This window comes from Streptomyces sp. NPDC006235, from assembly GCF_040613735.1.
Classification (GTDB): Bacteria; Actinomycetota; Actinomycetes; order Streptomycetales; family Streptomycetaceae; genus Streptomyces.
This window is the reverse complement of sequence record NZ_JBEXSR010000021.1, coordinates 66,253-90,331: the sequence shown is the minus strand read 5'-3', so window position 1 is coordinate 90,331 and position 24,079 is coordinate 66,253. Positions and strand designations below refer to the sequence as shown.

Sequence of the window (24,079 nt, the reverse complement as noted above, 5' to 3'; positions counted from 1 at the left end):
GGCCCGCCCTCGGCGGTGTGAGTGCTGAGCTTCAGCCGCGCGTCGGTCGCTGTTTCTCGCAGATCGTGACGGTCGCTGCCGGGCAGGGCTGGCGCGTCGCCCCGGACGGCTCCGCCGTCAAGCTCGGGCCGACTTCACCGAGGGACTGCTGCCGGACGAGCCAGCTTTCTGTCTGCCCGGGACGCGGTGCCTGAGCCGGGCCCGAACCCCTTGACGATCAGCCACCCGGCCAGTCCCAGCTCCCAGGCGAACACCGGGAGCGCGGCAACCGACCCGGCCACGGAGAGCTGCGCGTAGGCCCCGAACATCACGGCGACGGCCGAGGCGCAGATCAGCGGCCCGCCAACCAGCCCGAGCACGGTGATGAAGCGCGGCACGAGCCGTGCGCGGTACGCCAGGTAGGCAAGCAGGACGGTGTTCAGGCCGAGGGTGATGTTGGGTCCGAGCAGGAACGTCCAGTCGTGCACGGCCACCAGCGCGATGTCGGCGCCTGCCGCCGCCCCCGCGTCCCGCCGGAGGGTGATGAGCGCCAGGACGGCGACGATCCCGAGGGTGATGACGGCCGCCTCCAGCAGCCGTCCGAAGGCGTACCCGAGCGCGAGCCCCTCGCCGTGGCGCCGCAGGACGGGGAACAGCGCCGCCCCAGTACCGGCCACCGCCAGCACCAGCACCACCTCGCAGAGCACTCCGATCAGCGCCCGCGTGTCGGCGCCCTGCGCGAGCCGGCCGTCCGCCGCTCCCAGCAGGGGGCGGTACAGAACGGCCCCGGCTATCGCGGCGGCCTCGGTCAGCAGGAACAGCGACCCGGCGGCCACCGCGGTTCTCCGGTCCGGACTCATCTTCTCGGTACCCCTCACTCGGTGGTGGTGTACGCCGTACACCTCGCGGAGAGCATAGGTGTACGGCGTACACTCGTCAAGGAGAGGGCGCTGTCTCGGAAGGAAAGGGCCGAACCGGAAATGACCCGGCAGGAAGCCACACACACGCAACGCACCCCCTTGAACAGGGACCGCGTCCTGCGCGCCGCCGTCGCGCTCGCCGACGCCACCGGCATCGACGCGCTCAGCATGCGCAGGCTCGCGCAGGAGCTGGACGTCGTGCCGATGGCCCTCTACAAGCACGTGGCCAACAAGGAGGAGCTGCTCGACGGCATGGTCGACACCGTGGTCGGCGAGATCGACCCGCCGGCAGCGGGCCCCGACTGGCAGCGCGTGGTCCGCGGGCGGATCCTCTCGGCCCGGCGGGTTCTGCTGCGCCACCCCTGGGCGGCCCGGGTCATCGAGTCGCGGACCGGCCCCACCCCGGCCGTGCTGTCGTACCTGGACTCGATGGCCGGGAGCTTCCGGGACGGCGGCCTCTCCGCCGACCTTACGCACCACGTCATGCACGCGATGGGCAGCCGCCTGCTCGGCTTCAGCCAGGAACTGTTCGACACCTCGGGCCCCTCCGGCCCGCAGGATCCCGGGCTGGCGGCGCGCTACCCGCACATCGCGGAACTGGCCGCGACGGCCGCACACGACGGGGGCTCCACGGTCGGTGGCGGCTGCGACGACCAGTTCGAGTTCGAATTCGCCCTGGACCTCCTCCTGAACGGCTTCGAAAGCCTCCGCCGCCAAGGCTGGACGTCCGCGCGGAAAGGCATAGCAGGTACCGGGGGCGGGGGCTGATCCAGCGTCGAGAGGGAAGGAAGCCCAGCCGAGCCTGGAACTCGACGGCGATCCCCCGGATGAAGCGGAACAGACCCACCCTCACAGCCGCGCAACGAGCCGCGGCAGACTGCGCCGACACCCACCCACTGACACCAAACCGGCCCCTCGCAGACAGGGTCTGCACCGCGACGAGGTCCTCCGCCGTGATCCGGTCGGCAACCTCCGGCCGATCCCCCACCCGCCGGATGCTCGAACCGACTGCCAGTGAACGGCGCCCCGCCGGGCGGCAGACCGATCCCGAAGTAGCGCCGCAGGTCACCGCCGACACGCTCTGCACTCAGCAGCACGCGCAACCGCTGCCCCAACGCGGGCAACAACGTTCCAGTGGAAGAGGTCACACGAACCCATCCTTCACAAGGCGAGCAGTGCCCTGAATCCCCACCGCCCATCTCCGGTCGCAGAAGCGTGGAAGCTCCACACCTGGTGCAGGGTGTGGAGCCCAGCTCACTCAGCGGAAGGGACCGTCAGTCGCGAAGGCGTGGGCTGCAAAGCGCTTGCCCATGCGACGGTATGCGGCGGCGGTGGGGTGAAGGCCGTCGGCCAGGTCGTCTGGTGCTGTCACGTTGTTGACGACTTGGGTTTCTGGCCGTGTGTTGGGATGTGGTGGAGACCGGTTCGGGGTCTGTGCTCAGGCCGTCGTGGGCTGACCGGTGATGCCAGTGTTTTGCTCCCACGTGGTGAAACGGAGGGTCATCTCGGCCCGGTTGTGGGGGGCGGCCATCAAGTGGCAGCGAGGTCGGAAGTGGGGTGAGATCCCGCTGAACGCGGACAGGAACCGCTGGGCTGCGCCAACGCCACGGAAGCCCTTCATCGCCCGTTCGCGCTGCCTCGTTGGCTGGTGGCTGCTCTCCGCCCGGTTGTTCAGGTACTTCGACTGGCGGTGCTCGACGGAGGGCACGACGTCGCGGTGGGCCGCGCCGTAGGAGCGGAGCTTGTCGGTGATGATCACCCGCGGCACCGCACCTGTGCAGCCTGCCGCCCATCTCGTCGACGCCTGCAAAGGCGCAGGCGCCGCACCGCTGGTGGCATTACATGGGGTGATCCGCGGCCGCCTGGCTCCGGTCCCAGCCGACGCCCCCGATTGCCTCAATCCACAACTCCGCATGCCCTACGGAGGCGTTCGGTAGTGGCGACCGGACTGACTCCACGCCATGAAGCCCCAGCGCGTTCGTGCCGAAGCGGGTTCCGATCGATCCGATCTGGTGACCTTCTGCGTGGCTGAGTTGCTGGGGGCCATGGTCGGCCCCTGCACACCTGCGCATGACAATGCGGGGGTGGCGACTGGGTGTCGTGGCGGTGCTGGCGGCGCTCTGTGTCTCCGGTCCAGGACAGCCGGAGGTCATCCGTACGGCGTCGGACCTCGGCCCCCTGCCGGCCGACCGCTACGACTACACGCCGCAGGACTACCAGCGATCGCAGCGAGCATCAGCGCTGCTGGTCCGGCAGTGCATGGCAGAGCACGGCCACCCGGACTTCCCGCTCGACCCCCGCTACCCCACCGATCCCATCGTCGCCACCGCGGTCAGCACCGACTACGGCGCCCTGGATCTCGCCGCCGCCCGCCGCTGGGGCTACGGCTGGGACCCGGCAAAGTCGCGGGCTCTGAGACCGAAGGGCCGCCGGATGACCAACGCCGAGTATGCGGACTTCCCCGCCTGCAACGCGGAGGCAAGCCGGCGGCTGATGCACGGCATCGACGTCAAGCGGGACTGGCTCTACGCAAGTACACGGGCGATCGAGATCGACAAGGCCGTCAAGGGCGACCCGCGCCTCCGTGCGGCGTGGGATGAGTGGTCCCGCTGTGTAGCAGAACAAGGATTCACGCGCTATCCCGACCCCGTCGCGGCATACACGGACACCGCCTGGCAGCGGGGCAGCGACGGCAACACCCGGCATACGCCGCGGGAGCGGGACACCGCCGCTACGGACGTCACCTGCAAGCGCCGCCACCATACGGCCGAGCTCTGGCACGCTGTCCGGGCGCGGAAACAGGCCGCGGACATCTCCAGGCACGATGACCGCTACGCCGCCGGACTGCACGGCGCTGCAGACATACCGGGCCACCATCGCCGAGGTGCTGCGGAAACTCGGCTAGTAGTGCTCTGACCGCATAGGTTCGCCGGGGTGGCGGTTGGATGTGCGGTGACGTCCGATCCGACCGCTGGAGGCGCGGTGGCCGAGCCTGTCCGTGTGCGCAGACTGACTGACCAGGAAGGGCAGCGGCTGGAGCAGGTCGTGCGCCGGGGCAGCACCAATTCGGTGCACTACCGGCGCGCGATGATGTTGTTGGCCTCGGCCGGCGGGAACCGGGTGCCGGTGATCGCCCAGCTGGTGCAGGCTGACGAGGACACCGTGCGCGATGTGATCCACCGGTTCAATGAGATCGGCCTGGCCTGCCTGGACCCTCGGAGGGCGGGAGTCCGTCCCCGCGCGCTCAGTCGTGACGACGAGGATTTCGTCGTCACGACGGCCACCACCCGCCCCACCAAGCTCGGCCAGCCTCCGCTGGTCGCTGCGCAAACTCGTCGCCTACTGCCGGAAATTCCACGGCCGGGCGATCCGTGAACTCCTCCAACTTGCCACCGCGTAAGGGGGCTTCTCATCAACCCGTGGGGGCGGGCTGGGGTCGCGGAAGGTGCCGTCGAGAAAACATCTTCGAAGAACACGTTTGCTCGTCGTCACGCGCAGAGGAGGACTGGGTCTGGTGCTCCCCGGGTCGTCCGGCACGGACTGTGTCGCCCCTAGACATCAGTTGTGTCCATCAACCGGGGATCGACAAGCCAGTGCACACCCGCTGGCGGCTGAAGACCTGTTCAGCTACAAGGTAGGCCAGGGCGATCACGAACTGGCCGGGCAGCTCGCTGTCGCATGATGGCCATGGTTCCTGCCACTCCTCATCGAGGCTTTCACCAGGCACTAGTGCCGCATCAGGCAACGTTCGCCCTGTCGACCACGGCTCGTAGCCGCCGATCGTCAGCGTGACGGTTTCGCCAGATGATGTAGCGGCGGATCATGCTGCCCTGTTCCTTGTGGCTGGCGTGGTCGGTGCCGTCGAGGGTGAAGTAGCGCAGGGCGGTGAACTGGGCCTCGATGCGGTTCAGCCAGGAGCTGTTGGTCGGGGTATAGGCGAGTTCGACGTTGTTCGCCGCGGCCCAGTCGCCGACCCGGCTGTCCTTCTTCGTGGTCAGATGAGGGGAGAAGTTGTCGAGCACGATCGCGATACGGGTCTCGGGCGGGTAGAGGCTGCGCAGGTAGCGGCAGAATTCCAGGAACCTCGTGCGGTTCTTCTTCGGTTTGATGTGGCCGTAAAGCTTGTCCCGGGCCAGGTCGTAGGCGGCGAACAGGTGCCGGACCCCGTGCGGGCGGGTGTAGGTTGCCCGCCGCCGGGGGCGGGGTTCGCGGTCGGGGTCCTTGTGCTTGCCGCCGCGTTCAGCCCATTGCCGTCCGGGGTGGGGCTGGAGGTTGAGCGGGCCGAACTCGTCCAGACAGAAGATGATTTCGGGTTCGCCGTCCTCGGGTATGACCTCGCCGTCGGCGATCGCGTAGAGATGCTCGACCCGTTCCTTCTTGGCCGCGTAGTTGGGGTAATGGGAGGCTTTCCAGGTCTTTAATCGTTGAAAGGTGACGCCTTCCTCGCGGAGCAGGATGCGCAGGCCCTCGTGGCTGATGTCGTCGACCACCCCCTCGGCGACGAGGAAGTCCGCCAGTTTGGTCAGGCTCCAGGTCGAAAACGGCAGGCCATGCTCAGCCGGTCGGGACTTGGCGATCTTCTTGATCTCGCGGCGCTCGGGCAGCGTGAAGGTCTTCGGCCGGCCACCCCGGTATTTGGGATAGAGGGAGGTGAAGCCGTCGGTGTTGAAGTTGTGGATCACGTCGCGGATCCGGTCCGCGCTGGTGAAGGTGACTTCGGCGATCTTCGTCACGGGCATACCCTGCGCGGACAGCAGCACCATCTGAGCTCGCCGCCAGGTCACCACCGAGCCGGTGCCACGGCGGATGATCCTCAGCAGCCGTCTGCCCTCATCGTCGTCGATCTCGCGGATGCGTACTCGTTCTGCCACCCGCACAGCCTGATGGCCGCGCAGGCCGGAGACGAAACCCGGCTTCGCTCACGTCCGGAGGCAGCGTTCTTTCAGGGCATGTTCCCGCACCGACGGCACCGTGGTGTCACAGTGCCCAGCGCATGCAGGCCCGCGGCCATCGGTCCAGGCCGTGTGCCGCTTCGCGCTCGCGGATCTTCCGCAGACCGGGAGTGAGCCTGTTGTCGTCCATGAGCTGAAAACCACAGCGTGCGTAGTAGGGGGCGTTCCAGGGGACCTGGGTGAACGTGGTGAGGGTCAGAGCGGGTGCCCCCTCGCTCCTGGCGTGGGTCGCCAGATGGTCCAGCAGCAACCGGCCGACACCGCGACGCGCGCTGTCCGGGTGCACCGAGACCTGCTCGACGTGGAGGTTACCGTCGACGCGGTCGGCGATCAGGTAGGCGACCGGGGCGTCGTGGTCGTTGGCCACGACCCAGGCCAGCCTCGTGTGGTGGTAGCGGGCGAGCTCAGCGAGCGGGAGTGGCTCATCCTCGGCGATCTCCGGCATGCCGATGTCTCGGAAGCACTGCCCGGCGGCCCTCTCGATGTCCTGGAGGGCGGGCAGTTCGTCCAGGCGCACGGCTCGGATGTGCATGCACGCATTCTCCACGGCACGCCGGATGGCGCTACCGATTAAGCGTCCTGTGACGGCGGTCCACCGACGGTGGCTGCGTGGTGCAGGGCCCGCATCGACCGGCCCGTGCGTCGCTCACTCGACGCCAGGGGGCACAACAGGGCGAACGTTGCCTGATGCGGCACTAGCCAATGCCAATGCCCGCGCTGCCCGTCTATCCGCAAGGGTCCAGCAACTGGAGACCCTCCTCTCCCGGCACCTCGGGAACCAGGCGTGGCACGAGTCCGGTCTGGGCAGCCCGGCCTGCACCGAGGAACTCCAGCAGACGATCACTAAGTTTGAACAGCGCACCGCCGACTTGACCACCGCCCTGGAGGAGCGAGAGGCCGAACTCAAGGCCGCCCGCGAGGCCAACCGCCAGCTGACGAGAGCCTTGAACCAGCGCGAATGACCGTCCGTGCGCGTTGAGACGGCAGCGCAGTGCAGCGAAGCCTGGCTGGGGACTCAGAGGGGTACGGTGCTTTCCCGGACCACGAGGGTTGGCCGGAGCAGGACCTGTTCGGCCTTGGCGTCTGGGTCCTTGAGCCGGTCGAGGAGGAGGCGCATGGTGTGTCGTGCGACCAGTTCCAGTGGCTGGGCGAGGCTGGTCAATCCCGGGTCGACAAAGTGTGCGCCGACGCTGTCGTCGAATCCCACGACGCCGACGTCACGGCCGGCGGCCAGTCCCCGCTCCCGGCACGCTCGGAGCGCACCGATCGCGATCGTGTCGCTGACGCACACGAATCCTGTCGGCGGCGTCTTCCTGTCGAGGAGTCGGCCGGCGAGTTCCCGGCCCGTACTGATTTCGTCGGGCCCGCGGGCCGCGAGATCACGGGTCGAGAAGCCGTGTGAACGCATGGCGCGGCGCCAGCCCGACTCCCGGTCGTCCCCGAACCCGCTGGGCCCGTCCCAGCCCAAGTAGGCAATGCGCCGGTGACCGCGTTCGGCGAGATGGTCCACGGCCTGCTCCATACCGGCGGCGCCGTCGACGTCGACCCACCACGTGTCCGACATGGGATGACCCCAGGGGCGCCCGAAGGAGACGAAGGGAATGCCGCGTTCGCGCAGGAAGGTGATACGAGGGTCGTGGTCCTGGGTGGAAGTGATCACGAAGCAGTCGACGGTGTTCGTGCTGAAGATCTCCTGGATGACCTGGATCTCTTCCTCGTCGGTGGCGGCGGGGTGGCAGTAGACCGCGTGGTCGGCTCGGTGTGCCGCTACCGAGAGTTCGTAGAGATAGCTCGCCCATACCCCGCCCGACTGACCTTCGGTGGTCGGCAACAGCCGAAAGCCCACCGCTCGCGGAGACTGCGTGCGCAGTGAACGCGCGGCCTGGTTGGGTCGGTAACCCAACTCGTCGACCGCTTTGAGGACCCGCCGCAAGGTTGTTGGGCTGAGACGGTCCGGGGAGTTCAAGGCGTAGTGAACGGTCTGCTTGGAGACTCCCACCCGCGCCGCCACCATGGCCATGGTCGGCCTTGGCGACCCGGACGTTCCCTCAGCGGCTGGCCTGCGGCCGCGCGGCGGAACCGATGGTTGATCGGTAAAACCCATCCGCCCATTCTGGTGGGCTGGAAGCGCCACGGTCAAGGATGTTCGATCCGCCCGCCCGTATCGCCGAGCCGATCAGGCCACAGGGTCGCGGAGAGCTGTCGTCGAGCGTCCACCGGGCGTGTAACGGGTATGCCTCACGCCGCAAAGAACCCCGTGACCTGGTGCAAAACGAGTAATGGGTCAGCGGGCATGCCGGGCCCCTCCCGATGACGCCCCAGCGCGGGCGGCACTCCGCCGACTGCCAGCAGGTGCATGCAGACCTCTTGACTTGCTGCGGCAAACGCCCCTACGGTCCCCGTTTTATCGGTAACACAGAAGTTATATCGATGACACCGACGGCCCGCGAACCTGCGCCCACAAGCTCGACCAGGCGCCGTGACGCGGCGAAACGATCAAGGGCTGCTCTACGGCGACGTACCGTCAGCGGAAGGGACGACTGTGTTCAGAAGCAGGAATGTGGTCAAGGAGGCGGCTGCCGCCTCTACTGTTGACCGCCGCAACATCCTCAAGGCGGGCATGTTCGCCGGTCTCGGTCTGGCCGCCGCGCCCGCGCTTGCGGCATGCGGCAGCGGCAGCGGCTCCTCGGGTGGACCTGGATTGAAGTGGGCGGGCTGGGACGGGCCGCCCCAGTCGGATGTGTTCCGTCGCTTCTCCGAGAAGATGACCCAGAAACTGGGGGTCGAGGTCACCTACCAGCAGGTTGTGGGTGACTACCTCTCCAAGCTGCTGTCGCAACTGTCGGCCGGCGCTGCTCCAGACGCCTTCTACGTCGGTGACATCTATATGGCCAAGCTGATCGAGACCAAGCAGCTGCTCGACCTCACCGACTACCTGGACAGTGGCCGCGCCGCAGTCAAGCTCGATGACTTCCACAAGGGGCTATACCAGTGGTGCAGGCCTGCGGACGGCAGCCCCGGGCTGTTCGGGCTGCCGGTGGACTGCAGTCCGTTGGTGTTCTGGTTCAACAAGGACCTCCTGGCCCAGGCGGGCGTCAGCACCGACCCGGCTGCCCAGTTCGAGGCGGGCACCTGGACCCAGGACGCGCTGACCAACATGCTCGACAAGATCCGCGCCACCAAGAAGAAAGGTCTGCTGCTTGGTGGCAGCAACTGGTTCGACTGGTTCGGCTGGATGTCCACCTTCGGCGGGACGCTCTTCGACGAGTCCGGCAAGGCGGTGTTCGACACCGACCCCAAGTCCCAGGACGCCCTGGCGTGGCTGTTCGAACAGTTGAAGTCGGGAAACATCACCTACTCCGGCGCCCTCCCGCAGGGACAGAGCGGTGACGTGCTGTACTACGCCGGCCAGCTGGCCTGCATCACCTCCCCCCGCGTCATCCTGCCGAACGTCAAGAAGCTCAAGTTCGGCTTCGACATCGCCCCCCTGCCCTCCCTGTCCGGCAAGGACGTCATGCCGGTACCGATCAACACAGCAGCGCTGTCGGTCAACGCCAAGTCCAAGAATCAGGCCAAGGCGCTGGAGTTCCTCGGTAACTTCCTGAACGCCGAGGGGCAGAGGTTCCGCCTGTCCGGCGCCGGCAACGCGGTGCCGTCGATCAAGGGCCTGGACGACATCGTCACCGAGGGCCACGTGCCCGCGCACGGCAGCCTGTTCAACGACGTCGCGGCCAAGGGCTACGCCCTCCCCAGCGCGATCGCCGGCAACGCGAAGGTCGCCAACGAGCTCCCGGTGCTGGTGGACAAGATGCTCAAGGCGGGCAAGGAGACGCCGAAGTCGTTCAGCGGCAAGGTGGTCAAGCTGATCAACGGGGACTCCTGATGGCCATCAGCAGCGCCGGTTCCCGGGCCCGGGCGCCGCTGACGTCCGCGGACCCGGACGTCCACCCAAACCGGCGGAGCCGGCGTCGGCGACGCGGGGACACGGTCGCGGGATACCTGTTCCTGGCGCCCCAGTTGATGGGGCTGGTGGTCTTCATGGTCGGCCCGTTGCTGTTCGCCCTGGTGCTGGCGTTCTACCACTGGGACGGGTTCGGCACCCGGTCCTTCGCCGGCCTGTCCAACTTCACGGAGGTCCTGTCCGACCCGCGCATCCAGCGATCGGCGGTCAACACCGTCTGGTTCACGGTGTTGCAGGTGCCGGGACTGATGTTCACGGCATTGTTCTTCGCCCTGCTGATGCAGCGCGCCGGCAAGCTGACCTCGGTGTACCGGCTGGCGTTCTTCGCCCCGGTGATCACCTCTTCGGTCGCGGTCGCGGCGATCTGGCTGTGGCTGTTCAACCCTGACATCAGCCCGGTCAGCAACGCGCTGCGCGGGATCGGTCTGCCCGCGCCGAACTGGCTGCAGGATGCCCGGTTCGTCATCCCGGCCTTCGCGATCGTCGGGATCTGGCAGGGCCTGGGCTACCAGCTGGTGATGTTCATGGCCGGGCTGCAGAGCATTGACCGCTCGTGCCTGGAGGCCGCCTTGCTGGACGGCTGTTCGGAGTGGCAGAAGCTGCGGCACGTCACCATCCCGCTGCTGTCTCCGACCATCCTGTTCCTCTCCATCACTTCGATCATCGGCTCCTTCCAGGTGTTCGACTACATCTACGTCTTCTTCGGCGACGGGGCCCCGGACTCCGCCCGCACCATCGTCTACGAAGTGGTCCAGATCGCCTTCCAACAGTTCAACTTCGGGGAGGCATCGGCTCTCGCCTTCCTCCTGTTCCTGGCCCTGCTCGTAGTCACCGGCTGCCAGCTCGCAGCCCAGAAGAGATGGGTCCACTACACAGAATGAGTACTTTCTCGGACACCACCAGCCGCGCGGTCATGACCGGCAAGGGCGCTTCCGGCTTCGGCCGGTCCGCCCGTCGCAAACTGCTGCTGCACGCGGTCCTCCTCGTCGGCGCCATCGGCATGGCGCTGCCGTTCGCCTGGATGCTGTTCTCCTCCTTCAAGCCCTTGGGTGAGATCTTCATACAGCCGCCCAAGCTCTTGCCTCAGGACTGGAACCTGCAGGGCTACCGCACCGCACTGGGCGGGGCCGACTTCCTCCGCGGGTTCTGGAACAGCACCTACATCGCCCTGACGGTCACCGCGGTATCCCTGCTCACCTCGGCGATGGCCGCCTACGCGTTCGCGCGGATCGACTTCCGGGGCCGCCGTTGGCTGTTCATGGTCTTCCTCGCGACCATGATGGTCCCCGGCCAGCTCACGATCATCCCGCTGTACATCATCATGGGCTGGCTGGGCTGGGTGGACACCCACGCCGCAATCATCGTGCCACCCGCACTGTTCAACGCCTTCGGCGTCTTCCTGCTACGTCAGTACATCAAAGGCATCCCGCTGGAGTTGGAGGAAGCCGCCCAGATCGACGGCGCCGGCCGGGTCCGCAGGTTCGTGACGATCATCCTGCCGCTGCTGCGCACCCCGCTCACGGCGTTGGGGATCTTCACCTTCCTCGGCCAGTGGAACAACTTCTTTACCCCGCTGATCTTCCTCAACAGCTCCGAGAAGTTCACGCTGCCGCTGCTGGTCAACCAGTTCATGGGCCAGTACACCTCTGACTGGCCCGCTCTGATGGCCGCCACGACGTTGCTGGCGGCACCGATGTTGATCGTGTTCGCGGTCGCCCAACGCCAGATCGTCGAAGGCATCGCCCTGTCCGGCTCCAAGTCCTGAGCCACGCACGTTCAGAAGGCCGGCTCTCGAACTCCGGGCTATGTCGAGCCCGGCAAGCGCTCCCAGCCCACGACCCCCACGACAACACCCATCCGAGAAGGGCACGCATGACCCCCCACGGAGATCCCTCCGACCAGGACAACCACACCCACGACCCGGCACCTACGCGGCCCGAGCACGCTCCTTCAGGGCACGACGACCACACCACCACGGGCGACGTCCCCGCCGATCGGGAGCCCCAGCTCGGCGCCACCGAAAAGTCCCGGCCCGACACCGAGTGGACGCTCAGCACCACCGAAACGGACGACGACTACGCGCCGACCTTCCTCGGCAACGGCTATTTCGGTGGCCGGATCCCCGCGGCGGGGACGGGATACGCGACGACGCCGATCGAAACCCAGGCGCACCTGGCCGGGTTCTTCGCCCAGGACGGCCCGGTCGAGAAGTACGCCAACATCCCGACCTGGTCCACGCTCGCCTTCTCCGACGAGTCGGGCACCTACGGCCGGCTGCCACAGGCGGCGCGCACAGGCGAACCGGATGACCCGGAGCAGGGAGCGGTGAGCAACTACCGGCAGACACTGGACCTGCGGGCCGGATTGCTGTCCACACAGGCGACGTGGACCTCACCGGCGGGCCGCCGCACCGATCTCACCTACCAGGTACTGGTCCACCAGGCCCGGCATCGGGTGGCCGCGGTCCAGCTCACCTTCACCCCGCACTGGAGTGGCAGCGCGCGCGTGTCCGGGGTCTTCGACGGGACCAGCGCAAGGCTGACCGAACAGTCGAGCAAAGGCTACGACGGTACGGCGGCCGAGTCGTACGAGACGGTGACGACGCTCGGCACGGGTATCACCGTGGCGCTCGCGTCGCGACTGGAACTGCCCACCGGGGTGGCGGCACACGTCGCCGAGTTCGAGACCGACGAGGTCCAGTCGGCTGGTGTGCAGGCAACCTTCGAAGTGAAGGCCCACAGCACGTACACGGTCACCAAGTACGTCGGCGTGGCCAGTTCCCAGGACTCCGAAGACCCGTTGCCGGCTGCTCGCGCCGCCGCGGCGGCCGCAGCGGACACCGGGTACAGGGGCCTGCTGGCCGAGCACGAGGCGGCGTGGGCCGACCTGTGGCGGGCCGACATCGAGGTCCTCGGGGACCCGGCGCTGCAACTGCAGGTCCGCGCGAGCATGTTCTACCTGCTGGAGAGCACCCGCGCCGGGGTGAACTGGAGCCTGTCCCCCTGCGGCCTGTCCGGCGACGGCTACAACGGGCACGTCTTCTGGGACACCGAGACCTGGATGTATCCAGCGCTGCTGGCCCAGCACCCGGACATTGCGGCGGGTATGAACACCTATCGGCAGCAGCGTCTGGCCGCGGCCCAGGAGTACGCGACCCGAACGGGGTTCGCGGGCGCGAGGTTCCCCTGGGAGAGCGCGCTGCACGGAGACGAACAGACCCCACCCGGCTGGGAAATGGGTGACCTCGAGCACCACATCACCGCTGACGTCGCACTCGCCCACTGGCAGTACTACCTCGCCACCGGCGATCGCGTCTGGCTCGCCGAGAAGGCCTGGCCGGTGCTGAAGGGTGCCGCCGAGTTCTGGGTGAGCTCCGCCGTTCCCCACGACGACGGCGGCTACGACATCAAGCAGGTGATGGGTCCGGACGAATACCACTTCCCGGTCGACAACAGCGTGTACACCAACGTCGCGGCCGCTAAGACCCTGCGGATCGCCACCCGGGCGGCACAGGTCGTGGGCGTGGCCGCGGACCCCGAGTGGGACCGGGTCGCCGACGGCCTGCGGGTCCCGTTCGACGAGGATCTGGGCATCCATCCGCAGTTCGACGGCTATGACGGCGAGACCATCAAGCAGGCCGACGTGGTGATGTTGCAGTATCCCTGGGAGCACCCCATGCCCGCCGAGGTCGCGCGGAACGATCTCGACTACTACGTGCCGCGCACCGACCCTGACGGGCCGTCCATGACCGACTCCATCCACTCCATCGCCCACGCCGCGCTGGGGACGCCCGGGTCCGCGGCCTACGACTTCATGCGGCGCAGCGTGGACCCGTTCATGCGCGGACCGTTCAACCAGTTCGCCGAGGGACGTCACGGAGGCGCGTTCACGTTCACCACCGGACAGGGAGGTTTCCTGCAGGTGTTCCTCTACGGTTTCAGCGGGATGCGCTGGCGTGAGGACCGACTCAGGCTCGAACCGACCTTGCCACCTCAGTTGGACGGCCTCACCCTGCGCCGGATGTTGTGGCAGGGACGCGAGTTCGACGTCGAGATCGGCCCGGAGCACACCACGGTCACGCTGACCGGAGGTCTCCCGACGCAAGTAGAGGTCGCGGGCGCGACACACACACTGCGTCAGGGCGCACCACTGATCCTGCCGACCCGCCGGCCTGACCTGCTGCCCACCAGTGACCTCGCCGGCACGTCGAGGAGAGTGTGACCGCAAGCTCGCGGTCCCTCTCCGCGTCCATCAGCGCCGCGACAGGCAATCCGGCCACCGCCTGACCATCCACCTTGCGGTTGCTGCTCGCCGCAAGTTGGTTATCACCGAAGCCGTAGTGGCGGCGCATCAGGCCCAGGGCAACAAGCAACTGCGACTGGTGGCCCGCGGACGCGAAGGGGGCCCACGGATCCCTGAGCGAAGCGGTGCCGCCCGCCTGCGACACCTTGGTCCGCAGCCCGAGCGGTTCGGCAACGTGGCCAAGGCCATCGCGCTTGTGGGCGTACCCCCGCAGGCAACGGCGTTTGATGCACCGTCTCGACAGTTTCCCAGGAGATCGAACTCATGAGTTCAGAAGCACACCGGAACCCGGTAACTGCGTGCCGGGGGCCGGGATCGGAGTCCTCCTCTCGCCCAGAGCGCCCCGCGGGCTCAGCGGCCACGACCTCGCCGGCATACCGGGACTCTTCGAGACCGCTCGAGGAACGCCTCGAGGATCTGCTCGCCCGCATGACGCTGCCGGAAAAGGTCGGCCAGATGCTGCAGCTGGACGCCCGGAGCGACTTGGAGGAGGTCGTGGCCACGAAGCTGGCCGGGTCGATCTTGCATGCCTCGCCCGAGCGCATGCTCGCTGCCGTCGAGCTGGCGGCAGCCACCAGGCTGGGCATCCCGCTGCTCGTCGCTGACGACTGCATCCACGGCCACTCGTTCTGGCCGGGTGCCACGATCTTCCCCACGCAGTTGGGGATGGCCTGCACTTGGGACACCGAGCTCGTTGAGCGCATGGCCCGGGCCACCGCGGTAGAAGTCGCCGCGACGGGCATCCACTGGACCTTCTCGCCGGTGCTGTGCATCACCCGCGACCTGCGATGGGGCCGTGTGAACGAGACCTTCGGGGAGGACCCGCTGCTCATCGGGGAGCTGGGCGCCGCGATGGTCCGCGGGTATCAGGGAGCGGGACTGGACGACCCGACAGCAGTTCTGGCCTGCGCCAAGCACTTCGCGGGCTACTCGGAGACGCAGGGCGGACGCGACGCGAGCGAGGCGGACCTGAGCCGGCGCAAGCTGCGCGCATGGTTCCTGCCGCCGTTCGAGAGGGTTGCTCGCGAGGGCTGCCGCACGTTCATGCTCGGCTACCAGGCGATGGACGGGGTCCCGATCACGGCGAACAGGTGGCTCCTGAACGACGTCCTCAAGGGCGAATGGGAGTTCACCGGCACGCTCGTGACCGACTGGGACAACGTGGGCCGGATGGTGTGGGAGCAGAAGGTCTGCGCAGATGCCGTAGAAGCTGCAGTGGTCGCGGTGCAGGCCGGAAACGACCTGGTGATGACCACGCCGGACTTCTTCGAGGCCGCCCAGGAAGCAGTCGCGCAGGGGCGGCTAAGTGAGGAGACGATCGACGAGGCGGTCCGGCGGATCCTGAAACTCAAACTGGAACTGGGCCTGTTCGAGAACCCCCGCGCGCCGGACCGGACACGCCAGGCCGACGTGATCGGGTGCGCCGAGCACACCGCCCTCAACCTAGAACTCGCCCGAAGGTCCCTGGTGCTGTTGCGCAACGACGGCACCTTGCCCCTCGACGGCGGACTGACCATAGACGGTCAGGGCCACACCGTCACCGCTGGGGGCCCTCGCACGATCGCCGTGATCGGTCCCAACGGCGACGACCCGCAGGCCATGCTCGGCGACTGGGCCGGCGCATCGGGCCAAGTGGACTGGATGCCGGACGGACACCCGCGCGAGACCGTCACGACGGTGCTCGACGGGTTCCGCGCAGCCGTTCCCGACGGGTGGACGGTCACCTACGCCCGCGGCGCCGACATCGAGCGTCTCGTGCCGGACCCACAAGGACCGGTGTACCCCGACGGACAGCCACGTCCGCCCCTGCTTGCGCCCGCGCCCGTGGACGACGCTCTGATCGCGGAGGCGGTGAGCCTCGCGCGCGCGGCTGATTACGTTGTCGCCGTTGTCGGAGACACCGTTGCATTGACGGGTGAAAGTTGCTCGACCGCGACCCTGGAGCTGCAGGGCGGACAGGTCGCCCTCCTCGAGGCGCTCGTCGCCACCGGCACACCCGTCGTCGTGGTGCTGGTCCACGGCAAGCCCTCGGTACTCCCCGATGCCGCGCTGGCGGCGGCAGCGCTGATCGAGGCGTTCAACCCAGGCATGCGAGGCGGTCAGGCGGTGGCCGAGCTCGTCCTCGGTCTCATCGAGCCGTCGGGACGCCTGCCCCTGTCCGTGCCACGCCATGTCGGGCAGCAGCCTGTCTACTACAACCAGGTGCGCGGCCAGCATGGTGACCGTTACGCCGACCTGACCCAGGAACCACTCTTCGTCTTCGGGGAGGGCCTGTCCTACAGCACCATCGAGTACACCGACCTGGCCATCCTCGACGAAGTCGTCGCCTTGGACGGAGTGGTTCGCGCCGAGGTAACCGTCTCCAACACCGGCACTCGACCGGTACTGGAGACCGTGCAGGCCTACATCAGCGACCTGATCACGAGCGTCACGTGGGCACAGCAGGAACTCAAGGCCTGGCGGCAGGTCGCGATCCCACCCGGTGACAGCGTGCGCGTCCGGTTGGCGATCCCCGCCGCGGCATGCTCCCTGGTCGATGCCGAAGGGCGCCGGATCGTCGAGCCCGGAGCGTTCCACCTGCTCGTCGGCCACAGCTCACGCGCCGCCGACTTGCTTCGCGCCCGTTTCACCCTCAGCCAGCCATGACATCCGCCACGCTGCCACGGTTCAACGAGCTGCGGTGCCTCGTCGCTGTGATGGGGGACCGCGGCGTGGCGCCGCACATCGTCCAGCTGGCACGACGACGCCCAAACCAGTGGTGAAGATGGATTGGCTGCGACCTGAGCAGCTCAGCCCTGTTCCAGTGTTCCCGAGGTCCGTCACGCGGCAGCCGGTTGTGAAGCCCCTGTGATGCAGACCTTGCACCGGAACGTGCGCCGCGCCGCGCCAACACCCTGGAGTCGTGACAGTTCCTGCTCGCCCTGGTGCTGATCGACGACCCCGACAAGCGAACGACGGCAGGTGCGTTGCAGGAGTTCACCACCAAATACAGCACCTGCCAGGCCCTGTTGAACGCTGGCGCCCTGCTCATCATGGCCGCCACGATCCTCGTGTTCCTGTTCCGGCAAACCCACTTCGTCAGGGCGCCGCTCCAGCGCTCGATCAAGGGCTGACACCCACCCCCACCGCTCTTCAGAACAGTCAGGACCGAGCAACATGAGCAACCCGGCCCCCACGAACGACTCCGCGAACGACGCCTGGTGGCGCTCCGCCGCGATCTACCAGGTCTACATACGCAGCTTCGCTGACGGCGACGGCGACGGAACCGGCGACATCGCCGGCCTCCGCTCCCGCCTGCAGTACCTGGCCTACCTCGGTGTGGACGCGATCTGGATCACCCCCTGGTACCCGTCCCCGCTGGCCGACGGCGGCTACGACGTCTCCGACTACCAAGGCATCCACCCCACGTACGGCACCCTCGACGAGGCCCGGAAGCTGATCACCGAGGCCCACGAACTCGGCCTGCGGGTGATCCTGGACCTTGTCCCCAACCACACCTCCGACCAGCACGCCTGGTTCCAGCACCACTCGCCGCCGGCCCCGGCTCACCGGAGCGGGCCCGGTACGTCTTCCGCGACGGCCGGGGCGAGGACGGCTCGCTGCCGCCCAACGACTGGTACGCGGCCCTTCGGCAGACGTACCTGGACCCGGACCGACGACGGCCAGTGGTACCTCCACCTCTTCGCGCCCGAACAGCCCGACCTGAACTGAGACAACCCGGAGGTCCGGGCCGAGTTCGAGTCGATCCTGCGCTTCTGGTTCGACCTGGGTGTCGACGGCTTCCGTATCGACGTCGCCCACGGCATGGTCAAGGACCAGGCTCTGCCCGACCTCGACCTGACCGAGTTCTCGGTCCTGACGGCGGAGGGCCAGGAGGACCACCCCCACTGGGACCACGACGGAATCCACGATCTTCCGCAGCTGGCGGGCCATCGCCGGCAGCTACCCCGACCCCCGCGTCCTCGTCGCCGAGGCCCACGTCCGCCCCGGCCGCATGCCCGACTACCTCCGCGGCGACGAGCTCCACACCGCCTTCAACTTCGACTTCCTCAAGTGCCCCCTGGAAGCCAACAAGCTGCGCGAGGTCATCGACCGCAGCATCACCAGCCTCGCCACGGTCGGCGCCCCCGCCACCTGGGTCCTCTCCAACCACGACGAGACGCGCCACGTCACCCGCTACGGCCGCGCCGACACCGGGGCAGACCCTGTTCCGGAACCGGCCGATCCCCAGTGACCTCGCCCTCGGCACCCGCCGCGCCCGAGCGGCCGCCCTCCTTATGTTCGCCCGCCCCGGCGGGGCGTACATCTACCAGGGCGAGGAACTGGGCCTCTACGAGGTCGAAGACATCCCGGAAGAACTCCTCCAGGACCCCACCTGGGAACGCTCGGCCCACCGATCCGTGGCCGCGACGGCTGCCGTGTCCCCCTCCCCCGGACCGGCGACACCCCGCCCTTCGACTTCAGCACCTCCGTGTCCGCTACGCCCTGGCTGCCCCAGCCCGAGGACTGGAAGTCCTACACCGCCGAAGCCAACCAGGCCGACCGCACCTCCATGCTCCAGCTGTACCGCTCCGCCCTGCGCCTGCGCCGCACCCACCCCAGCCTGCGGGGCGAAGAGTTCCGTTGGCTGGACGGTCCGGCCGACACACTCCTCTTCGAACGCGGCAACGGCCTCCTGTGCGCGGTCAACCTCTCCGACCAGCCGATACCACTTCCCGACGCCTGCGGCCCCTCCTCGCCTCAGGACCGCTGACCAAGGACGGGCTGCTGCCCCCCGACACCACGGTCCTGCTGCACCAGGACTGATGCGCCCTGGCGCACCCGAATCCACCAGGGCCTGTCCGGTGTTCCTCCCCGCCGACCGGACAGGCCCTGGTCCCCACCCATGTGCTCGGACGGGCCGTGGCCGTTCGTCCGACAGCCGGGCGTAATGGGCGGTCATTGCGTGCGGGGTGGTCGAGCAGTGGGCAGCTCAGTGGGCCTGCGTACTTTTTTGTCATCGATGCTCTCGCTGCGGCGTGCGAACTCGGCGAGACGCGCCCCGGCCTCGACCTCGAACAGGCCGGTCCAAACTTGATCATCGCCGTCGTGGACGGCCGCCAGGTGTAGTGGCTGCTAGCGCCCGACACCGCCCCCGGAACTCCTTGCGGCGATCGAACGGTTCACATGCCGATCGTTCAACCGTTGGCCTCAGCAGCAACTGTCGCTCAGGTCAGCGGCACGCTACGGCTGTTGAGGGGGTGACCCGGTCGGCCTCGCTCAGAGGCTGCGCCTGCAGTCTGCCGCCTGGTACCGGCGGTTCAGCGGCCGGTACCGATGCTGGTGGCCTTGGCCTGAAGGGTCAGTCGATATCGATGAGGAACTTGACGAACTTCCACGCCGCGTCCGGGTTCTTGGCGTCCTTGAAGACCGCCAGGTCGCTGCCACTGGCCAGGCCGGCGGACCGCTCGCCCTGCGGCAGGGGCATGGTCTTCCACTTGCCGTCCAACTCGGGAGCATTGAGGTGGAGGTTGCCACCAATGCTTGCGCCCTGCTGCACGGTGGCGATCAGCCCGTTCTGGAAGTCCTGCCCGGAGTCGGTCTTGTCGTTCGGTGACAGGCCGTTCTTGAAGATGCTGCTGTAGTACTCCAGGGCCTTGGCGACCGCGGGTGAGTCGAAGGTGAACTTCCTGGCGGGGGCGTCGTAGATGTCGCCGCCCTGCTGCCACACCATCGGCAGCCAGAACCGCCAGGAGCTGAGGCCGGTCTGCAGCTGGGTGGCGTGGCGCAGCTTGGGGTTCTTCTTGCCCGCGGTGGCTTGGATGGCCTTCAGTTCCTTCAGGTACCCGGTCCAGTCGTCGGCCGGGGCGCCTTTGATGCCGGCCTTTGCGGTGATGTCGGTGCGGTAGTAGATCACGGAGGTGTCGGCGGTGAACGGAACGCCGTAAGAAGTGCCCTTGTACGTCGTGGTGTCCCACGACCCCGGGAAGAACAGCCACGGTCTGATCGAGGCCGGGGTGGCCTGCAAGCCGTTCGTGGCGGCCATCTCCGTCATCCAGCTGGAGTCGACCAGTGAAAGGTCGGGGGTGTTGCCGCTGGCGGTCGCGGTGGTCAGCTTCTCGTGCGCGGCGTCCCGCGGGACTGCGGTGATTTGCACTGTCACGCCGGGGTTCTGCTGCTCGAACTTCTTCGCCGGGCTCTGCAGGTCCTTGTCGGCCTTGTCGCCCATGGACCACATGACCAGCCGGCCCTTACCGCTGCCGCTCTTCCCCGGGGCGTCGGCGTTCGTGGAGTCGTCTGTCAGGCCGCAGCCGGCGGCCAGCAGAGCCACTGCGACGGTGGCGCGGGCTATCGGCAGGGTTCTGGTTGTGGGACGGGTGGTGCGCACGGACGGGGCTCCTTGCTGAACGGGCGGTGCGGAACGAGAGAGTGGCGGAAACCAGTGGGGTGGGATCGATGGTGCCGCCGGATGGGCTCGCTGGGCGGCGGTCCTCGGTGGTCGGTCCTTCGGCTGTGGGGAGTTCGGTCGAACCACGAGCGAGGTCATGTGCGAGGCCACCAGCCACCCGACCGAGCAGACCGCGATGTCGGAGGGAGGTCGAACGCGGCCCGGCCGTCATCGCGTTCGACGTGGCTCAGGCGGTGGGCAGGTGCGGGCGGACGCGGCGAACCGGTTGCCGTCGGCTCTCACCGGAGCACGGGTGATTACCTGTCGATCGCCGTACGAAGCTGTCCTCGGTGGTGACCGGTTCGCGGATCAACCGGAGATGCGGCTGGCTGCCGAGTAGGGCGGTGGCCTGGTGCAGAGACTCGCTCGCGGTCAGGATCACCAACGCGTCGGCGAGGGACTGAAGATGGGCGGACACTGCGCGGCGCCTTGGTCAGGCACTGCGTCCTCGGCATCCTCTCGGCCGGAGAGCCCGGATGCCACCGGCCGAGGAGTGGGCGGGCCGGCCCGGTCTGCCCTGACTTACAGACCGGGCCGGCGGCTACGGCGATTGCGGGTCGGTTGGATCCGCGCTCGGCCTGTTTAGGATTCGCATTGCGTCGCGTCGCCTGCCGGGTGCCTGGTGGGCACCTTCAGCGCTGTGCCGGGCTTGACCTTGCGCACGTCGTCGCTGCCGATGCCGACGCGCACGGGAAGCGGCTTGCCGGAGCGCAGGGTCAGCTTCGTCGTCTGCTGGCCGACAGACAGGTCGAACGTGCGCCCCTGCCATTTCACCCCGGTGATGTTGACGCCCGGCAGCTGCGGCGGCAGGAAGGGGTCGATGGTGACGGCGTCGGTTCCCCAGCGCATCCCGGTGAAGCCGTAGAGGAACTCCTGCAGGTAGCCGCCCTGGCCGGTGGTGAAGTTGAACGCCCCGCCGTTGCGGGTCTCGTACCACTGGTTGAACGGTGCGGCCTGGTACGGCTCCACGCTGTTGCGCAGGTAGTCGTAGACCTGGCAGCCCGGCGATCCGAGAGCCGCGCCGTTGATGGCGGCGATCGCGTCCGTCATGGACGGGCCGTTGGGGTCGGTGTGCTCCTTGTAGTAGTCGAGGTCGTTCTGGGCCAGGCTGGGCGACATCGGCACAGCCCACGGATACTGCAGCAGGGTGACGTCGGCCTGCTTGACGATCTGGCCGTTGTAGCCGTCGAACTCGGGGTGGATGTTGAGCTTCGTGTCCACCGGGATCTTCAGGCCGTCGGCGACCTTCTTCCACACCGGGTCGGCGGTCCGGCCCACGAGGTGCGCGGCGCGGATCGCGATGCGCAGTGACGCCTGCGCGCCGGCGTTGGTGGTCACGCTGTTGTCGACCGGGTAGTGGTACTCGTCCGGTCCCATGACGTCGTTGATGTCGTAGCCGCCGGAGGAGTTGGGTACGGCGCGGGTGGCCCAGTAGTCGGCGATGCCCTTCAGCACCGGCCATGCCTTGTCCCGCAGCCACGCCTTGTCGCCGCTCGCCTGGTAGTACTGCCACTGAGCCAGGGCGATGTCGGAGTTGATGTGGACCTCGTACGTGCCCCAGGGGTCGGGGGCGGTCTCCTTGCCGGTCAGCGCGCTTTCCCAGGCGAACTTGGCGCCCTTGATCGGCTGGCTGGGCGTGGACAGCTTGGCGGCGTTCGCCTCGGCCGCGGACAGCAGCTTCTGCCGGTAGGTGTTCGCCCCGTTGGCGATATCGGGGTACTGGGCGAGCAGCGCCGGGTACATCCAGGTCTCCATGTCCCAGAACACGTGACCGCTATAGCCGTCCGAGGACAGTCCACCCGGGCCGGTGCTCCAATCGACCCCGGCGCGCATGCTCGCCAGCAGGTAGAACATCGACGCGCGGATCTGCGCCGTCATGGCGGTGTCACCCGGAATCGAGATGTCCGACTTCCACAGGCGTGACCATGCCTTGTTGTTGCGGTCGATCGCCGTCCGGTAACCGGCTTCGGCGGCGCGGGCCGCAGTGTCCGCGGCGGCCTGCTGCGGGGTCGCGTCCTTCAGCGGCCGGTCGGTGTCGACGTTGGAGGCCACGCCCACGTACTTGGTGATCCGGTACGTCTGGCCGGCGCGGACCGGGAACGCGGCGCTCTGTGCGGCGCTGCCGTCGTCGGGTACGGCCATCGCCTTGGTCGGCACGGCCTTGTCGTTGACGCGCAGCACGGAGTTCAGGCCGGCGGTGGCGAGTTTTCCGGCGGTGACGACGGTCGTCGAGAGCGTCGCGTTCTTGCCGTCCACGCGCGGGTTCGTGGTCGAGGCGCGGTGCAGGCCCCGGCCGTCGAACTGGTCCACGACGGTGGCCGTTCCGCTCCAGTGCGGTACGGCGCGCACGTTCACCGTGCCCAGGTGGCCTTCGGCGCGGTTGGCGTTGACCTCGTAGGCGAAGCTGGTCGTGTCGCCTGCGGGTGAGGTCCAGTCGAACGACGTGCTCAGCACCCCGGTGCGCAGGTCAAGGGACTGCCGGTATTTGCTGGCGGTGCCGACCGTCAGGGGGGCTATGCCGGTGGGTGGCTGTGCGCCTTCCGGATACGCCGCGAGGTAGTCGACGTTCACCCGCGCCGTGTCACCCTCCTTGACGGTGATCGCGAGTGTGTTCGCGCCCGCCTTCAGCATCACCGGCAGGGTCATCACCGCCCACTTGTCCCAACCGCCCGAGTCGGGAACGGTCAGTTGCTGGAGCGTGCCGTTGACGTCGAGGTGGATGGTCTGCGGGGTGCCGCTGCCGTTGGCGTACCGGATGGCCAGCGTGGCCTTGCCGGCCGGCGCGTCACGGATCGGGACGACGCCGGTGCCGCCGACCGTCGGCCCGCCGGTGTTCAAGCCTGCCAGGTAGCCGCCCACGATCCCACCAGGATGGGAGTTCTCGACGAACGCGCCGCCGGAGATCTTCCCGTACGCGGCCGGGCAGAGCTGGTTGAACCCGCAGGACCAGGCGCCGATGCCGTAGACACCGCCGTCGCCGCCGCGGCCGAAGCCGAGTGTGGTCCAGGTCGGCAGGCTGGCTCGCTCCTCGGCCCCTTCCCAGGGAGCGCCGTAGAAGCCGGCCAGCTGGGACTGGGTGGTGATGGGCACGCTGCCGTATCCGTGGCCCGCCGCGGGCACCCGCGCGGCGAGGTAGCCGTTGCCGACGAACGTCGGGGAGTAGTTCTTCGAGGTGTCGGTCGTGCTCAGTACCCAGCCGCCGTCGCCGGTCTTACCCAGTTCGGGCGTGGACGAGGCGGGCACGGCTGCCGTGCCCAGGAGCAGGCCGGCGAGGGCCAGCCCGATGGACGCTGTCCTCCTGGTGGTGCGTGCGCGGGCGCGTGGGCGGACGGTCGCCGACGGCACCATCGACTGCGCGGTCCCAAGGCGTACGCTCGCGTCGGCTCTGGCGCGGGCACCCGGGCTGATCACCATGGATACCGCTGACGCCGCGGTTGTTGCCGCGGCCGTGAATCGGGCCCAGGCCGAGCTGCGGCGCGAGGTACCGGGCCTCGTTCCTGCGTCGCCTGCGGTCTCACCGTATTCCTTCATCGAAATG

The 24,079-nt window shown here is 68.1% G+C and carries 17 protein-coding genes and 3 pseudogenes; 13 read left to right on the top strand and 7 right to left on the bottom strand.

Annotated features, from left to right (window positions below; translation table 11 throughout):
* Positions 1 to 134: 134 nt before the first annotated feature.
* On the bottom strand, positions 135 to 839 hold the full coding sequence (locus ABZ192_RS24130; RefSeq protein WP_356926519.1) for a DUF4386 domain-containing protein: 705 nt from the start codon (positions 837 to 839) through the stop codon (positions 135 to 137).
* Between the two features lie 120 nt (positions 840 to 959).
* Between ABZ192_RS24130 and ABZ192_RS24125 the strand changes: the two genes are divergently transcribed.
* Positions 960 to 1,667, top strand: a complete 708-nt coding sequence (locus tag ABZ192_RS24125; RefSeq protein ID WP_356926518.1) for a TetR/AcrR family transcriptional regulator C-terminal domain-containing protein — start codon at positions 960 to 962, stop codon at positions 1,665 to 1,667.
* Between the two features lie 670 nt (positions 1,668 to 2,337).
* Here the strand turns inward: ABZ192_RS24125 and ABZ192_RS24120 are convergent.
* Positions 2,338 to 2,664, bottom strand: a pseudogene (locus ABZ192_RS24120) (DDE-type integrase/transposase/recombinase); the annotation flags it as partial.
* A 305-nt stretch (positions 2,665 to 2,969) separates the two neighbouring features.
* Between ABZ192_RS24120 and ABZ192_RS24115 the strand changes: the two are divergent.
* Both ABZ192_RS24115 and ABZ192_RS24110 read left to right on the top strand, forming a co-directional pair.
* Entirely contained in the window at positions 2,970 to 3,815 is an 846-nt protein-coding gene (locus ABZ192_RS24115; RefSeq protein WP_356926517.1) for a hypothetical protein, read from the top strand.
* A 66-nt stretch (positions 3,816 to 3,881) separates the two neighbouring features.
* Positions 3,882 to 4,284, top strand: a pseudogene (locus ABZ192_RS24110) (helix-turn-helix domain-containing protein); the annotation flags it as partial.
* Between the two features lie 352 nt (positions 4,285 to 4,636).
* Here the strand turns inward: ABZ192_RS24110 and ABZ192_RS24105 are convergent.
* Both ABZ192_RS24105 and ABZ192_RS24100 read right to left on the bottom strand, forming a co-directional pair.
* On the bottom strand, positions 4,637 to 5,770 hold the full coding sequence (locus ABZ192_RS24105; RefSeq protein WP_356926557.1) for an IS630 family transposase: 1,134 nt from the start codon (positions 5,768 to 5,770) through the stop codon (positions 4,637 to 4,639).
* Between the two features lie 106 nt (positions 5,771 to 5,876).
* Complete coding sequence (locus ABZ192_RS24100) at positions 5,877 to 6,383, bottom strand: GNAT family N-acetyltransferase (protein ID WP_356926516.1); 507 nt, start codon at positions 6,381 to 6,383, stop codon at positions 5,877 to 5,879.
* Positions 6,384 to 6,531: 148 nt separating this feature from the next.
* Here ABZ192_RS24100 and ABZ192_RS24095 point away from each other — a divergent pair, with 148 nt between their 5' ends.
* Complete coding sequence (locus ABZ192_RS24095; RefSeq protein WP_356926515.1) at positions 6,532 to 6,813, top strand: hypothetical protein; 282 nt, start codon at positions 6,532 to 6,534, stop codon at positions 6,811 to 6,813.
* Between the two features lie 53 nt (positions 6,814 to 6,866).
* Here the strand turns inward: ABZ192_RS24095 and ABZ192_RS24090 are convergent, their stop codons facing one another.
* Entirely contained in the window at positions 6,867 to 7,871 is a 1,005-nt protein-coding gene (locus ABZ192_RS24090; protein WP_356926514.1) for a LacI family DNA-binding transcriptional regulator, read from the bottom strand.
* Between the two features lie 522 nt (positions 7,872 to 8,393).
* On the opposite strand from ABZ192_RS24090, the gene ABZ192_RS24085 reads away from it, so the two are divergent.
* From ABZ192_RS24085 to ABZ192_RS24045, 9 genes and pseudogenes are all read left to right on the top strand, one after another.
* Complete coding sequence (locus tag ABZ192_RS24085; protein WP_356926513.1) at positions 8,394 to 9,734, top strand: extracellular solute-binding protein; 1,341 nt, start codon at positions 8,394 to 8,396, stop codon at positions 9,732 to 9,734.
* The gene (locus ABZ192_RS24080; protein WP_356926512.1) at positions 9,734 to 10,693 is read left to right on the top strand and encodes a sugar ABC transporter permease; all 960 of its coding nucleotides are present in this window, start codon (positions 9,734 to 9,736) and stop codon (positions 10,691 to 10,693) included. The genes ABZ192_RS24085 and ABZ192_RS24080 overlap by 1 nt, the downstream gene beginning before the upstream one ends.
* Positions 10,690 to 11,577: a carbohydrate ABC transporter permease gene (locus ABZ192_RS24075; RefSeq protein WP_356926511.1), complete on the top strand. Its 888-nt coding sequence runs from the start codon at positions 10,690 to 10,692 to the stop codon at positions 11,575 to 11,577. The genes ABZ192_RS24080 and ABZ192_RS24075 overlap by 4 nt, the downstream gene beginning before the upstream one ends.
* Before the next feature lie 107 nt (positions 11,578 to 11,684).
* Complete coding sequence (locus ABZ192_RS24070) at positions 11,685 to 14,033, top strand: glycosyl hydrolase family 65 protein (protein WP_356926510.1); 2,349 nt, start codon at positions 11,685 to 11,687, stop codon at positions 14,031 to 14,033.
* A gap of 510 nt (positions 14,034 to 14,543) precedes the next feature.
* Positions 14,544 to 16,760 carry a glycoside hydrolase family 3 N-terminal domain-containing protein gene (locus ABZ192_RS24065; RefSeq protein WP_356926509.1) on the top strand — a complete coding sequence of 739 codons (2,217 nt, stop codon included), beginning with the start codon at positions 14,544 to 14,546 and terminating at the stop codon, positions 16,758 to 16,760.
* Positions 16,761 to 17,038: 278 nt separating this feature from the next.
* Positions 17,039 to 17,227, top strand: coding sequence for a hypothetical protein (locus tag ABZ192_RS24060; protein WP_356926508.1), 189 nt, complete (start codon positions 17,039 to 17,041; stop codon positions 17,225 to 17,227).
* 43 nt (positions 17,228 to 17,270) lie between these two features.
* Positions 17,271 to 17,885 (top strand): annotated as a pseudogene (locus ABZ192_RS24055) (alpha-amylase family glycosyl hydrolase); the annotation flags it as partial.
* 223 nt (positions 17,886 to 18,108) lie between these two features.
* The gene (locus tag ABZ192_RS24050) at positions 18,109 to 18,348 is read left to right on the top strand and encodes a hypothetical protein (protein ID WP_356926507.1); all 240 of its coding nucleotides are present in this window, start codon (positions 18,109 to 18,111) and stop codon (positions 18,346 to 18,348) included.
* A 237-nt stretch (positions 18,349 to 18,585) separates the two neighbouring features.
* Positions 18,586 to 18,867: a DUF3459 domain-containing protein gene (locus tag ABZ192_RS24045; RefSeq protein ID WP_356926506.1), complete on the top strand. Its 282-nt coding sequence runs from the start codon at positions 18,586 to 18,588 to the stop codon at positions 18,865 to 18,867.
* 588 nt (positions 18,868 to 19,455) lie between these two features.
* Here ABZ192_RS24045 and ABZ192_RS24040 read toward each other — a convergent pair.
* Together ABZ192_RS24040 and ABZ192_RS24035 are read right to left on the bottom strand one after the other, a co-directional pair.
* The gene (locus ABZ192_RS24040; protein ID WP_356926505.1) at positions 19,456 to 20,481 is read right to left on the bottom strand and encodes an extracellular solute-binding protein; all 1,026 of its coding nucleotides are present in this window, start codon (positions 20,479 to 20,481) and stop codon (positions 19,456 to 19,458) included.
* A gap of 642 nt (positions 20,482 to 21,123) precedes the next feature.
* Positions 21,124 to 23,955: a glycosyl hydrolase family 65 protein gene (locus tag ABZ192_RS24035; protein WP_356926504.1), complete on the bottom strand. Its 2,832-nt coding sequence runs from the start codon at positions 23,953 to 23,955 to the stop codon at positions 21,124 to 21,126.
* Between the last annotated feature and the right edge of the window lie 124 nt (positions 23,956 to 24,079).